At 39.3% G+C, this 14,081-nt stretch carries 16 protein-coding genes and 1 pseudogene; 8 read left to right on the top strand and 9 right to left on the bottom strand.

Going from position 1 to position 14,081, the window contains the following annotated elements; all coding sequences use genetic code 11:
- Positions 1 to 470: 470 nt before the first annotated feature.
- On the top strand, positions 471 to 893 hold the full coding sequence (locus BM100_RS19095; RefSeq protein WP_092513884.1) for a hypothetical protein: 423 nt from the start codon (positions 471 to 473) through the stop codon (positions 891 to 893).
- A gap of 96 nt (positions 894 to 989) precedes the next feature.
- Here BM100_RS19095 and BM100_RS19100 read toward each other — a convergent pair whose 3' ends face one another.
- Positions 990 to 1,466 carry a hypothetical protein gene (locus tag BM100_RS19100; protein WP_092513886.1) on the bottom strand — a complete coding sequence of 159 codons (477 nt, stop codon included), beginning with the start codon at positions 1,464 to 1,466 and terminating at the stop codon, positions 990 to 992.
- Between the two features lie 197 nt (positions 1,467 to 1,663).
- Between BM100_RS19100 and BM100_RS19105 the strand changes: the two are divergent.
- Positions 1,664 to 1,867, top strand: a pseudogene (locus BM100_RS19105) (integrase core domain-containing protein); the annotation flags it as partial.
- Here the strand turns inward: BM100_RS19105 and BM100_RS19110 are convergent.
- Positions 1,847 to 2,212 (bottom strand): SDR family NAD(P)-dependent oxidoreductase, encoded by a 366-nt coding sequence (locus BM100_RS19110; RefSeq protein ID WP_169924789.1) that lies wholly within the window; start codon positions 2,210 to 2,212, stop codon positions 1,847 to 1,849. The pseudogene BM100_RS19105 and the gene BM100_RS19110 sit on opposite strands and share 21 nt — an antisense overlap.
- Before the next feature lie 55 nt (positions 2,213 to 2,267).
- Positions 2,268 to 2,459, bottom strand: coding sequence for an aldo/keto reductase (locus BM100_RS24110; RefSeq protein WP_139217002.1), 192 nt, complete (start codon positions 2,457 to 2,459; stop codon positions 2,268 to 2,270).
- An 886-nt stretch (positions 2,460 to 3,345) separates the two neighbouring features.
- Between BM100_RS24110 and BM100_RS19115 the strand changes: the two genes are divergently transcribed.
- Genes BM100_RS19115 through queF form a run of 3 tightly spaced genes read left to right on the top strand, consistent with a single transcriptional unit; the run spans position 3,346 to position 5,682 of the window.
- On the top strand, positions 3,346 to 3,957 hold the full coding sequence (locus tag BM100_RS19115; RefSeq protein WP_092513892.1) for a helix-turn-helix domain-containing protein: 612 nt from the start codon (positions 3,346 to 3,348) through the stop codon (positions 3,955 to 3,957).
- Between the two features lie 17 nt (positions 3,958 to 3,974).
- Positions 3,975 to 4,832, top strand: coding sequence for a queuosine precursor transporter (locus tag BM100_RS19120; protein ID WP_092513894.1), 858 nt, complete (start codon positions 3,975 to 3,977; stop codon positions 4,830 to 4,832).
- Positions 4,833 to 4,845: 13 nt separating this feature from the next.
- On the top strand, positions 4,846 to 5,682 hold the full coding sequence (queF, locus tag BM100_RS19125) for an NADPH-dependent 7-cyano-7-deazaguanine reductase QueF (protein ID WP_092513896.1): 837 nt from the start codon (positions 4,846 to 4,848) through the stop codon (positions 5,680 to 5,682).
- Positions 5,683 to 5,793: 111 nt separating this feature from the next.
- Here the strand turns inward: queF and BM100_RS19130 are convergent, their stop codons facing one another.
- Both BM100_RS19130 and BM100_RS19135 read right to left on the bottom strand, forming a co-directional pair.
- Complete coding sequence (locus BM100_RS19130) at positions 5,794 to 6,654, bottom strand: hypothetical protein (protein WP_139216999.1); 861 nt, start codon at positions 6,652 to 6,654, stop codon at positions 5,794 to 5,796.
- A 193-nt stretch (positions 6,655 to 6,847) separates the two neighbouring features.
- A complete protein-coding gene (locus tag BM100_RS19135) occupies positions 6,848 to 7,456 on the bottom strand; it encodes an NAD(P)H-dependent oxidoreductase (protein WP_092513900.1) in 609 nt (202 codons plus the stop codon).
- 92 nt (positions 7,457 to 7,548) lie between these two features.
- Between BM100_RS19135 and BM100_RS19140 the strand changes: the two genes are divergently transcribed.
- Positions 7,549 to 8,169, top strand: coding sequence for a TetR/AcrR family transcriptional regulator (locus BM100_RS19140; RefSeq protein WP_092513902.1), 621 nt, complete (start codon positions 7,549 to 7,551; stop codon positions 8,167 to 8,169).
- Between the two features lie 108 nt (positions 8,170 to 8,277).
- Here BM100_RS19140 and BM100_RS19145 read toward each other — a convergent pair whose 3' ends face one another.
- The 3 genes from BM100_RS19145 to BM100_RS19155 form a co-directional block, all read right to left on the bottom strand.
- On the bottom strand, positions 8,278 to 9,492 hold the full coding sequence (locus BM100_RS19145; protein ID WP_092513904.1) for an MFS transporter: 1,215 nt from the start codon (positions 9,490 to 9,492) through the stop codon (positions 8,278 to 8,280).
- A gap of 212 nt (positions 9,493 to 9,704) precedes the next feature.
- A complete protein-coding gene (locus BM100_RS19150) occupies positions 9,705 to 10,490 on the bottom strand; it encodes a class I SAM-dependent methyltransferase (RefSeq protein ID WP_092513906.1) in 786 nt (261 codons plus the stop codon).
- 151 nt (positions 10,491 to 10,641) lie between these two features.
- Positions 10,642 to 11,097, bottom strand: a complete 456-nt coding sequence (locus BM100_RS19155; RefSeq protein ID WP_139217000.1) for a hypothetical protein — start codon at positions 11,095 to 11,097, stop codon at positions 10,642 to 10,644.
- 233 nt (positions 11,098 to 11,330) lie between these two features.
- Between BM100_RS19155 and BM100_RS19160 the strand changes: the two genes are divergently transcribed.
- Positions 11,331 to 12,488 carry an MFS transporter gene (locus BM100_RS19160; RefSeq protein ID WP_092513910.1) on the top strand — a complete coding sequence of 386 codons (1,158 nt, stop codon included), beginning with the start codon at positions 11,331 to 11,333 and terminating at the stop codon, positions 12,486 to 12,488.
- A gap of 96 nt (positions 12,489 to 12,584) precedes the next feature.
- Here BM100_RS19160 and sigJ read toward each other — a convergent pair whose 3' ends face one another.
- Positions 12,585 to 13,490, bottom strand: a complete 906-nt coding sequence (gene sigJ, locus BM100_RS19165) for an RNA polymerase sigma factor SigJ (protein WP_092513912.1) — start codon at positions 13,488 to 13,490, stop codon at positions 12,585 to 12,587.
- Positions 13,491 to 13,681: 191 nt separating this feature from the next.
- Here sigJ and BM100_RS19170 point away from each other — a divergent pair, with 191 nt between their 5' ends.
- The gene (locus BM100_RS19170; RefSeq protein ID WP_092513914.1) at positions 13,682 to 13,987 is read left to right on the top strand and encodes an antibiotic biosynthesis monooxygenase family protein; all 306 of its coding nucleotides are present in this window, start codon (positions 13,682 to 13,684) and stop codon (positions 13,985 to 13,987) included.
- Positions 13,988 to 14,081: the final 94 nt, after the last annotated feature.

Consider the following 14,081-nt stretch of genomic DNA (forward strand, 5'->3'; position numbering starts at 1 on the left):
TCCTTCAGATGGGGCTTTGTTTCACACGCCAGCTTTCCCAGCTCCCGCAAGTAAGCCAGTTCCTGCTGAAAATAGCGTTCAAATTGATCCATCAAGCAGCCCTTTATACCTATGTTTGATAGCTTAAAAAATAGGAAAGGATACTATACGATCTGGTGATGAAATTAAAATCAACTGATAAAAAATATTAAATAAAATAGCGAAGTGATAATGTGGGATTTAGTGAAATATTCTGAATTGACAGGATAAATAGTGATTAAATGTGATGATAAACTGTATTTTTATTACACGTTTTTAAGAAATAAATACTTTTTCCAAAAGTCTGAAAATTGAAATTCGTTACCATATTGTGACTTTTATCACAATTTATTTTTTACAAAACAAAGGGGAAATTGAGAGACCTGAATTTGTTGCAGCCAGCACAGAGTCCGTCATACAGTGTTTTTTATAAATCTACATCAGGACAGCGTATGAAATCATGGACACAAGGAACAGCACTTTCTGAACACATTGATTTAATAGAAGATAGCGAAGCGGAAGGTTATAGAAAAGCGCTTATCGACTATGTTAATCAGTATCAGGACGAACTCCCTTCAGAGTTTCTAGAAGGCGTCTGGCTTTATATGAAGATAAAATCTGAAACAGGTGATATGGACTTTACCACCGTACCTGATGAAATTATCGAAGCAATAGAGATTGGCTGTTATGAATATTGCATTAGTTTGAATGAGGTTTCAGAAGCCTACAAAATTTTGGTTAAGCCGCAACCACTCAACTCCGCTGACATTACATCCTTCGCCAATCATATGCTCGAAGCCTTTTCCTGTAATTTTGCTGAAGATGAATTCTTCCATCAGGAAATCCAAAGATTAAAAAACATATTAGGGATGTGAATGAACCACGGGTTGCTATCCTTTTCATTGAATGATAAAGACATCACATGCCGAAAGCGTGTTTTAAATACTGTGTTGAATCATTAAATTATAGAATCATCGGTGGATAGGAACCCCGTTAAACGTATAAGTACAGCATTGGCAGTGAATAGTAATGTCATTTTCGGATAGGTTAGGGTTCACTTTTCTTAAAATACCGGATTCATCAACGAACAACCCGTTATAATAACTTGATTCACCGCAACAAATGTAATCTCTTTGTTCATGCTCATGCAACGCAACCATCCAGAATATGGGTTCTGGCTTATCCAGCCGTTGAATTGCTTCACTGTATACCAGATCCCATTTTTCACCCACTTTACTCAGTAAAAACATAAAAAGTGGAGTGTAATCTAAGCCACGCCTTTGCTTACCTTTCATTGACAGAAAGTATGGCATGTTCTCCTGAATTAATTTTTGTTTGGCTCGCTCCCACCGATACCCACCGCCATGATGGTGAAAAACGAAGTGAGCTGTTGTATTAACTCGGCGATAAAGTTTCTTTTTTCTATTAATTGGTTGGTGGTTTTTCATTCTTATCGTTATCTCAATTTCTTGGCAAGAGGATTAACTTTGTCTCAGTAAATATACCCCAATATTTTATATCCTAAATAAAATTAATATTTTTGTTCATCTATTGATGAAGAATATTCTGACATTAGAAATTAAATTCACTCTACATGATTATCCACTGATTTTTAAATTGGCCGCTGTTGAGACATTTTAAAAAAATTGAACGCTCCAATTGGACTTACTGGGCAGGGAAACTGAATTCTTACCTATTCAGAACGCCGAATGAGGTACGAGAAATCCCAGAAAGATGGTTGAGCGAATACAACTGTAAGCACTCGCATGAATCGCTGAACAATCTGACGCTGGAAGAGTACCGAATGATGAATGCTGATGCCGGATCTTCAAAAAGTGCATGGAACTAAAACGGGTGCCTTTACACCAGCATTACAAATGACATAATCAAAAACATATCTATTCGCATGAACATAAGCTGCGAATGTCCTGACAGAATTGATATCCGATAGATCCAAGGGAAGAATGGTAATATTAATCAATTCGCTTAAGGCATCAGAAGCGCTTCCCATATCTCTTACTCCCACTACCACATGGGTACCAGCTTCAGACAGCGCTTTAGTCGCTTCATATCCCAGTCCAGAATGTCCACCAGTGATAAGCGCTGTCTTGCCTTTAATATCAATACCGTTAAGTACATCGGAGGCTATTGATGACGCGTTAAATCCTGAATTGATCGGTTTTTGGATTCTCATAGATCCCCCAATAACTAATTTAAGATAATTCGATTCTAGTATGCGGAGTATAAAACTACACCAGCACTGCAACGTCATCATTGTTAAGAATGATGTTCATATAATGAATATCGTTTATATGTTGTTCAGCTTGTGCCACTCCAACGATGAGTGAAATGATTGATAGTTTCGATAGCAACCAAGATAAAGCTACATGTGGGGGCTTATACTTTTTACTGACTGCAATTTCTTTTAGAACAGAGATGATTTTCTCATTATTTTACTTTGCAGATTCATATAATCATGACAACACCTTGTTTAATAGATAGAATAAGTTTAATTATCTAATTAAATAGAATCAAAATACCCAGCTCATATATTGTTTGACAAAGATACGCACATAAATCAAAAATAATAAAAGTCCAATTAAATAAAAAGCCACCTGCATAGCAGATGGCTTTGGCATGCACTGAATGGAGGGTACTGATGATTAACTCGTTTCCATCCAGAAACAGATTAAAGATTTCATGAAAAAAATAACCCTATAAAAAATGAATATCTCTCAGTAAACATAAAGTAACTCATTTAAAGTAACTCATTTGTTTTACTGATAAATTTAAAACACTTCTGTGGAGCCACATTTTTCATCTGACGCCCTACATTTAATCTTGTAATATTTTAATCCATCAGAACATGAATACTTTTATATTAATACTTTATATTAAAACTTTAATTTAAAATATAACCGGTTAATAACAGTGAATGTCCTTAACATCGCGATATAGCTTACATAAATATGATAAACCCTATAAAGATAGTAACTCTACATAAATATTCATTCTGGAAAGCAGCCTGGTGTGGCTTCGCCAATATTTTTATATTGTAATTATATTATTAGTATAGCAATCAATATATTTATTCAGCCATCAAACACTACGAGCAATTAAGCACTCATTATGCAGTGAGGTCAACATGAAAATATCCAAAAAGTGCATTAAATTGTACACTCTTTCCATACTATTATGTTTTATATGTAAAAAAAATCCGCGATAAACTATTCTTATAAAGCGACATATCGAAAAATATTATGGAAGGTAGTAAGTTAATAATGTAATGTTTTAAGAATAAATCTAACAACATTATTATTTTCCGAAATGAAAACATCAGGAATAAAAAGAAAATCCAATATCATTAGTAACATTGAGTATATGATGAGGAGAGAAGGGGAAAATAAATCTTCACTGGCTATGCGCTCAGGTGTTACAAGAACAACACTCTATAAAATTCTTGATGGCCAAATAAACAAAGTTCAGCATTCAACAATCACACGGATTGCCGATTTTTTCGGTGTCAGGTGTGATGTCATTGAGCATTGCAATATTGAAGAGCTTGACCGTATAGATAATACCCTTTCCACCGAGGGTAATAGAAATCCTTCTGCCATTCCGCTGATTCCCCAATCAGACGTGTTAGCCAGCATGGAAGATCGCATCGGCCAGCTTGTCATGAAATACCCGGTAATCTGGGCTTTCGAAGAAGGTGCCAATCTGGTTGGAATGACGGTAGAAACTGAGATTGATAAAATTTTTTTCCCTGGTGATACATTAATCATTAAGCGCTATGCCGCGCCTGTCAAAAATCAGCCATCGCTAATATATGCACCCGATAAAGGATTTTATCTCCACGATGTGTCTAGTAGCTCAAAAAATGTGCCAACCATAAACGAGCAATTAATTGGAATCATAATTGAAGAACGCATTTCGTAAGCAAAGGAGCATTAGCTGTGTCAGGTAATCAAAAATATAAATTGCTGGGTTTCAGTCGCTCTTCCGACGCGATAAGAGCGAACATCATGATCCTGTCTACCGGAAAGAGCATCAGCATTCCGTTAAAGGAATTGGAAAGTAGTCAGGTTTCAGAAGATCTCAATAGAAATGAACTTCGAGAAATCTATCGCCGAATTTATGGTAGCGAGGATACTGTCACTGCCTATGATCTCGCTGATCGAAATGAACGTTCATGGTTTGCCTATCTGATGATTGCCCTTTCTCTGGCCATTATCTATATTTTTTGTACGGTAACAGGAATAAAGCCAATCAGTGTCCCTTATATTAATATGGTGATACCCGCGGCAATCTTTTTTTATCCACTCACTTTCATTCTCGTTGATATACTCAATGAATTTTACGGGCTTCGTCTGGCCAGAAAAGCCATTCTTTTTTCATTTATTACCAATATTCTGTTTGTTCTCGGCCTGATGTTCACGGCAGTGTTGCCGGGTCTAAAAGAGTGGGGATTAGCTGAAGCCTATACTGAAATTGTCCATAGTATTGCTGCTGTCCTTGTTGCATCTTCAGTTGCTTATATTGTCTCTGAGAATGTCAACTCATGGCTGTTATGCAAAATAAAAGAGCTCACCAATTCCCGTTATCTTTTTATTCGCATCATAACCAGTACAACAATAGCGGCCGCTTTGGACAGTGTTATTTTTTGTACGCTGGCATTTTATAATACGCTGGATGCAGACACGATTAAGGTCATTATTTTTTCCCAATTTATTATCAAAATAACCTACGCAATTGTCGGTGTTGGGCCTATCTATGCTACTCGGGCGCTATTCAGAAAATATATAACCTCATAGAAGAGAAGCCATAATGGATATTCAAAAATCAATAACACATCTTGGAAAAAAAACCGATTACATACAAAGTTATTCACCAGAGTTACTTGAAACAATTCCGCGCTCACTCGCACGCGATGTTATCAATATCAGTTCTGACTCATTACCCTTTCAGGGTTTTGATATTTGGACCGCTTGGGAACTCTCTTGGCTGAATAGCAAAGGAAAGCCAATTGTCGCCATAGGCGAATTTACCATTCCGGCAACCAGTCCGGGGTTAATTGAATCGAAATCATTCAAGCTATATCTCAACAGCTTTAACCAGACTAAATTTGAGACGACTGATGATGTAATTAAGGCTATGCAAAAAGACTTGTCCCAGATAGCCGGCGAGCCTGTGGAAGTGAAACTTTATCCTCATCTTGACGGATACGGCCATGAAATCAGCCAATTCTCAGGCCAATCACTGGATGAGCTAGATATCGAAATAAACGGCTACGATTTTGATGCGACAATACTGGCAGATTCCGTCTCAACAGAAGCGAATATTGTCTCTGAGACAGTGTATTCAAATCTATTAAAATCAAACTGTTTGGTCACAAACCAACCTGACTGGGGCAGCGTTGTTATTCGCTATGAGGGCGCAAAAATTAATCATGAAAAATTGCTGCGCTATCTAATCTCTTTCAGAACGCATAATGAATTCCATGAACAATGCGTCGAGCGAATTTATAATGATGTCATGCATTATTGCCGTCCGGAGAAATTGACCGTATTTGCCCGTTACACAAGACGTGGTGGATTGGATATTAACCCTTTCAGAAGTAATTATGAAAACGCTCCACAAACGGGACGGCTTATCCGTCAATAACGAAGTACCATTCAGAGTGAGGCAACAACGCCTCACTCTGTTCTTTTCTGGCACAATAAAAATCACCACCGGATTAATACTATATGCAAATAATGGCGGACACCATTGCCATCAACCACAAGCCCAATGAATTTTATTCGTCAATAAATCTATTTGAGCCACACCATCCCCACCTATATTGGGATCCCCTAGACTTTCATCAAATTCAAAGTAAAATTCACTCAAATCATCCGGAATAGATTGTGCTGAGTGTGTAGTCCCGCCAAAATGGTGATCATAAAAATACTTATCTACATTAAGATTCAATTTTTCACTGATTTCATGAAATATCGGTATATATCCCCGAATATCTTCTATTTTCAAACTATCAATAGCTTCAGTATCTTCAATATCATATAACCAATCAGGGTTTTCTTCTGGTTTTATTCCTACATTAGGATCATCAGAATAAGGCACTAAATCGAAATATATTGCTGGCTGATCAGAAGAAAAACAATGAGTTTCATTCATTGATTCATAGTCAATAGGCATGCAATCCTTGCTGGGCAATTCACACTGCTTTCCTGAGCATTCCTCTTCGGTCAGATAAATAAAGCACCAGCCTCCGCCTATCTCGTCAACCTGATACACTTCACGCGGATGCCTATTGTTACGGTACAAGATCAATTCTTGCCAAAAAGCGTCATCGCCCAATGCCTCACCGCCTTTTTCTAAATACTCACTTACACCTTCTTCTTCATCATCTTCAAAATCATTACCCTGAAAAACAGATAAATATTCTACTTCAGAGTTTCTTACATTATATTCAGCAGGAATTTTCACAGTAAAAATATGCGCCATTGGTACACCGTTGATTCGGCTTCTTGGCCACTGACAAGGTTTAATACCCGAAGGTCTTCCATATGCCCATCCATCTGTTCCAGTCTCCGAGTATGTTACGACATATATATTCTTTGGTTTCTTCATATCCATTCCCAAAATATTTCCTGATAAAAATCATCTAAAAGATTTAAATAATTTTCTGATAACGCCTTTATCACAAAAATGCATATTTGTTGCAAACGAATGTACCGCTCTGCGGCGTGGCTGTGAATATAAATTTCATGCTTTATAGAGATCTTTAACTACAGTAGAACGTGAGCTTTAATTCTGGATTATCTGAATATCATACCTTTGAATCCTCAGCCATGATGAAAATGTTACGACCAATTTCATATGCTGCTTCCTGATACGCATCGGGAGTTTTTAACTCGGGATAAAGCAGCAATTCTGAAGTGATAACAGGGGCGCCACAATAATCAAAAATGCCATGATTAATCTGTGTTTCCAGTGCGTCCATAAAACCATGTTTTAGATAAGTGTCTCTGCCTCCTGCCCCCAAAGCAACCAAGTGTACCGGAAGATGCTGAAGTTTTTTTTCCAGCCTGCCATCAGGATGTTCGTTATAAGCCCAGCCATGACAAAACACGCGATCTATCCACCCCTTAATCAAGGCTGGCATTGTCCACCAATAGATGGGATAAACCAGAACAAGCGCATCCGACAGGGCAATACGTGATTGTTCAGCAATGACATCAGCCGGAGGTAAACTTTTTTTGTAAAAAGCCGCAATATCTGACTCAGTAAATCTTGGATCAAATCCTTCTTTAGCAAGGTCGGCAATTTCAGCACTATTTTCAGGATTTGATTGCCTGATACTATCGGCAATATAGTGAGCTACATGACCACTAAGGGAATCTGGAATGGGGTGTGAGATAACGATAAGTGCGTGCACTAAATGCCTCCTTCTTGATAATGATAAAAGATAAGCGTAACCTATATACCAAAAGTAGGTTACCATTAGTAAGTTACCTTTGGTATATAAATATGTCAAGCAACAAACTTCATTCAAAACAGCCCCATTCACAAACACGCGTTCGCCTCACAAGAGAAGAACGCTATCAGCAGCTAACCGACATTGCCTGGAAAATTATTCGGGAAGAAGGAACAGAGGCTCTGACACTTGGCAAGCTGGCTGAGAAAGCCAGCGTGACAAAACCCGTTGTTTATGATCATTTTGGTACACGCTCTGGTTTGTTGGCGGCGTTGTACACTGAATTTGATAACCGCCAAACGGCAATCATAGACATGGCGATTCAGCAAAGCGCGCCAATTCTGGAAGAAAAAGCCGCCGTTATTGCATCTTCTTATATCAATTGCGTACTTCTTCAAGGACGTGAGATACCCAGTATTATTGCCGCCTTAGCGGGTTCACCTGAACTCGAGAAAATCAAACGCGAATATGCCAGAATTTTCATAGAGAAGTGCGAAGTGATATTGATGCCATACACCAAAGGTGGAAAAATTACTGCTGCACGCCTTTGGGCAATGCTGGGAGCGGCTGAAACTTTATCTTATGCCGCAGCAAATGGCGATATTACGGCCACTCAGGCAGAAACAGAACTTACCGCAGTTATTATTGCGATAGTTGAACGAAGTATTGAATGACCAAACCGACGCGCCGCTCTGCGGCATGCCTGCTGGTGCCAGAATGTAAGACACTGGTACATATGACGGAACAAGCTATGTTTACGCCAATCATCGTGAAGTTGTTTTTTAGGCCTTTCGAATCATAGCGACAAATGCGATGGTCGCAATTCCTACGGCACTGACAATAGCGGTCATTATCAGTGTGTCGGAATATCCCACCATCGCGCCAAATACCCCGGCACCGAGATAGATGAATGGATGTGCGCCACTGGTCACAAAGGTATCCACGGCGACAACTTTGCCAAGATCTTTTTCCGGGGAAAGTGTTTGCATCGCAGTTGCCCAACCCGTAAGCCACGATGCCTCAACAATCCCGATAAATGTTGCGCCCATAATGACCATCCAAGCAAAACTGCCCATTCCCAACAAAAGCATGGCACTACAGAGAAAAAGGCCGCAGATCACGGCAAGTAGTATCAGACGTTGATGACCCGAAGTGAGTACCGTAATGACTGAGCCGATACATGCCCCGGCTCCCGATGCAGCCAGACAAAATCCCCACATTGTATCGCTGAACCGGGCGCTGATTGCATAAGGTGCGACAACCAAAAAAATGGGAAAACACAGGACATTCAGAATCAATGTCGCAGCAAAACCAAGTGATAAAGCTGAGTTGCCAGTAATAACCCCAACGCCATTCAATATCTCCCGTAAGGAGAATTTATCGTCTGAACCGCGCGCCCCGATATCGGGTATCAGCGCAGTAAACAAGGCAGCGGCAAAAAATGTTATCCCATCCATGAGTATTCCCCATACGGGATCCCATAATATGAGCACAACACCGATTGTGGCGGGAAAAACGACAGCAACAAAGTTGTCGACAAAATTCATCGCACCATTTCCGGCGACTAACGCCTGTTTAGGGAGCACATTCACCAGCAAAACTTGGGCGCATGGGCGAGAAACCCCAATCCCAATGCCGAAAATAAAGTAAGCAAGGATTAACCCCCACCACGGCGCACTGGATATGATTAATGCCGTTGCAACAACTTGCGCCAATCCTCTCGCGGTGTCTGTTGCGATGAGTATATGCTTCGGTGATTTTCTGTCTGCCAGCACTCCGCCGACAAGCGCCCCCACCACTGTACCTATTCCTACTGCGGCCATGACTATGCCGAAAACATCTGCGCCAAGTTTGGCGTGAATCAAAGCAACAGGCAAAGCTGCCAGACAGACAGCATCACCAATCATTGACAGCCCTTGACCAATCAGTAATTTTCGGAAGGATGAGGAACGTAATACTTCGGAATAAGGTGATGCGCGTTCAGAGAGTGAAGCCATTCTGTTTCCCCGCCAATAGATATACGCCCTTCAGTGTACTCAACTCCGGTCGCCGCAAGTATCGTTCGTCCTTGTTTATTCGTTCCTTTTATGTCGATGAAGTCCTTGGTGAACTTTTGATGGCTCAACATTAATCGCTGTTGGCATGTTACGTCTTTTATCAAGCGCAAAGAATAAATATGTTATGGCAAGATAGAACGCGGTTGCCGGCATTACTCTTCCTCGGCGCTATGCTGTTTAACCACCATAATCAACTGGCTTTCATATAAAATTTCTAATTTGTCTTCAGATTGATATTTTTCAGCCAACATTTTTAATCTTTCAATAAACAGCTCACCATGAGCAACCAAAGCCCGTTGTGCTTGGGTCGATGAACGGCTCATACCGATGAATGCTTCAACGGGAATATGCATGCTCCAACGGGTATTGAGGGTAATGTGGTGGATATTTACAGAGGGAAATACAGTATTCAGTTCTCCTGCATAATCAAAATCCCGATAATGGCGATTATAATTGGGGCTTAATTCTTCCAGCAGATTTTCATACTCATTCAAAAATTCACTGTGTCGGTAATCCCGGTTATTTTGTAAAACCGCCATAATGCCCTTATCAGCCAGGCAATCTCTTACCAGGTTCAATACCGTTTCCCGTTCCATCCATTGAAAAGATTGCGCTGCCATGACTAAATCAGGCTGATCCACATTGGAGAGATGTTGCTCAGCACTGCCATGCAGCCAATTAACCCACGGAAGTTTTTGTTTACCGATGTCAATCATGCCCTGAGAAATATCAATGGCCGTGTAGCGGTGTTGCTGACCAAGCAGATTTGCCAACCCTTCAAGTGCAATGCCTGTCCCTGCGCCAATATCGACAATAGACAGCGCCCTGCCTACAGGCAGCCAGTGACAAATTTCGCGAAAAAGTGCCTGCGGGTAGTGAGGACGATAGCGATCATAGTTTTCCGCCAAACCATCGAATTTTGCTTTTTGCTCTGCCATTGATAAGTTCTTTCTATATGTTGGGTAAACTTTTTTCCTCATTCTCACACATTTTGCCTGACTGAAATGTGCGAATGACATCTTTTAAATTCATATTAATGCAGCCATAAAACATCAAAAAAATTAATATTCATTATTATATAATTTAAATCTATTTTATTATCCTTCCCATTAATTCATCATGCATCGATTTATTTTCCTTAAACATCATATAAAACTGAGGTGCGGAAAAATTATATTTTTCACGGAGTGAATTTAATGAAACAGGTTCAAGCTTCATAACATTGACAATTGGCATTGCCAGCCCAAAATCTTTCTCGATGAAATAATCATAAACACTCTGACCATTGCCCGGAATTGCTTTTTCGGCTATTTCTGCAATTTCTTTAGCAGACCCTTCGATGGGTTTATCCAACATAATAACACCTTGGATTTCTTTCACCGGAGAGGTAACGTAGATAAATGCAACAGTTCTTTTTCTCCTAAAACGACGCCTAAACTCATATTTCTTCTGCCCAGACAATATTTTCTCCCATGCCGACTGATGCAAACTAAGCACGATACAATCTTCTATCCCTATATTTTCGATAGAAAAATCATTATTCATATTTTCTCTCATTTTATTAATATAAAAAATATTTTTCTCAATTAACCTAAAATTGGAGTATTTTATCATCGCCTAAATGAAAAAATAACATAGCCAGTATAATACAGCTATATTGTCTGATTTATTTATATTATGAAAATTTGAGATCTGAATCGCATTAATTGAATAACAAAGTATTAAATGTATTTTAACATAAACACTCTACGGATAATCCAAACCTGCCTGGAGCCATTATGCTAAATAAGAAAGCAATGTTATTGCTAGTGCTATCTATTGCTGTTTTTGGTGTTATTACTACTGAAGTCGCTGTCATTGGATTGCTTCCACAATTAGAGTCTCAACTTCATGTTACCCCGACTCAGGTTGGATTTCTTGTCAGTGTTTATGCCATTGTCGTTGCCATAACAGGGCCATTTATTACATTGATGCTATCCGGATATAATAAAAAACACATTCTCCTCATTATTCTCTTCATATTTGTTATTTCTAACCTTATATATGCGACAACAAATAATTTCAATTTGATGTTATTTTTCAGAATACTGCCCGCACTTATGCACGCTGTCTTTTTTGCCGTTGCACTTGTGGTTGCCGCCAATTCAGTATCTAAAGAAAAAAGCCCGGGAGCAGTAGCAAAAGTTTTTGCAGGTGTTGCGGTAGGGTTGGTATTAGGTGTACCACTGAGTTCATTTATCGCAGAAAATGTCTCATTAAGTGCAGCTTTTTACTTTGGGTCAGGGATTTGTGTAGTCGCTTTCATTGGAATTCTATTTTTTGTTCCCTCTTCCCCATCGACAGAAAAAGTTATTTTTTCTAGCCAACTGGCTGTATTACGCAAGGGCAAACTATGGCTGACTATTTTCACTGTGACATTGGTTTTCTCTGCCATGTTTTCAAATTTCAGCTATATCACAGATTACCTGTCTAAAATTACGCATCTGCATAATAATCTGATCAGTACAATTTTAATTGTATTTGGTGTCAGTGGATTTTTAGGCAATTTTGTTTTTAGCTATTTTTTGCAAAAGAATGTGATAAAAACCACTCATTTATATCCTCTTTTATTAATTCTTTTATATTTTCTTATCTGGTATCTGGGATTCTCTCCAATAGCCATGTTTGTGCTGGTTATTTTTTGGGGAGGACTGCATGCTGCCGGGCTTGTGATCAGTCAAACATGGCTTATGCGAGAAGCCAGTGAAGCACCGGAGTTTGCCAATAGCCTATATATTTCTTTTTCGAATTTAGGCATAACGATTGGCGCGATGGCGGGAGGGTGGATTGTATCCTATTTAGGGGTGCATACAATTGTACTTGGTAGTATTGCCTTTTCACTGATGGCATTTTTAAGTATTTATCTTAAAAATAAGATTGATAATAAAACACAATAAAATACACTTAACGGCCTATTTTATAAGTGAGACACTGATGCTCATGAAAATCTTTTATTCCTCGCGTTGTGAGGAATAAAAGTTAGCCTAAATGAGCTAATGCCAAGCAGTCAATTTTTCAGGATTGCGCATTACCCAAATTTCGTTGATCTTTCCTGCTGTAACATGGGTTGAAATGACAGTGATAGTATGGCCTGCCACTTTACCAATCAGCCCAGACTCGCCATTCACCATTCCCTCTTCAATTTGAAGATCATGTTGCCGCTCAAATGCTGACAGGAAAAAGTTGATAATCGCATCCCTACCAAATAGCGGTTCAATTGCCGCACTGACAATACCGCCACCATCGGTGACTGCACTGGCCCTTTCATCCAAGACTGCGATCAGTTCCTTAATATTGCCCGTAATCCATGCGTTCCGGAAAGCATGATTGACGCGCTTATGTTCCTCCGGAGAAGCGGTAATATTGCATTCTTGTTTGATTCGCTTTCGCCCCGATGAAGCCAGTTGGCGGCATGCTTGTGGCGTCCTGTCAACGATCTCACCGATTTCTTCGAATGAATATTGGAAAACATCATGGAGAATGAAACTGACACGTTCGGCAGGCGTCATTTTGTCAAGGACGATCATTAAAGCCATAGAAACAGAATGAGCACTGATGAGATGATCAACTGGATCATTTAGCTCAGATACAGACCCGCACCATTCATTGTGTGAAACCGGTTCGGGTAGCCATTCGCCGATATAAACTTCACGTTTTGATTTAGCGGACTTAAGCTTATCAAAACAAATCCGGGTCAGTGTTGTTCGTTGCCAAGCTATAGGGGATACAATTTGCTTACGTTCTGCTTGAGTCAGTTTATACCATCGTAAATAAGTTTCCTGCACCGCATCTTCAGCATCCGGCATCGTTCCCAAAAATCTATATGCCAGCGATTCCAGTTTAGAACGCTCAGAATATATTTTAGTTCGGTCTTCACATACTCGGTCTTCATACACCATGCTGCTCACTTTCCTCTTTTTATCTATATCCGTTAGCTGAATAAATTCGTTGCAGACGAAAGGCAAAGCGTAACGGTCAGGCGCAGTAATAAAATTTTTTCAAAAAAACCTGACATATTTGGAAGCTAAATCGTCTTAGCTCAAGAAGTATAATGCAAATAATCGAGTTTTATCCATTAGGAGAGTATGTTATGTCTAAGCCTGAAGTCACATACATAAACATCATTAAAGTCGATGCAAACAAACAAGCTGAAATTATTAAGATATTACAAGAAGGGAGTGATAAATTCTTTAGCAAGCAACCGGGATTTATTTCAATTACGTTGCTGGCAAGTAAGGATGGGGAACACGTTGTAAATATTGCAAAATGGAGAAGTGTTGATGACATTACAGCAACCAGAAACAGCCCATTAGCGGCAGAATTTGTTAAACGCACCGCAGAGATAGCCAAAGCCACACCAGGGGTTTATGACATTGTTGGATATTACTCAAGTTAAGTTATTCATTGTAATACACTAATATTAATTAGTGTAATTCATGTAATTTTTTATTGGGTCATATGCAAATAATAAATATAAATTTGTAGGTTTT

This window comes from Xenorhabdus mauleonii, assembly GCF_900113945.1.
Lineage (GTDB): Bacteria > Pseudomonadota > Gammaproteobacteria > Enterobacterales > Enterobacteriaceae > Xenorhabdus > Xenorhabdus mauleonii.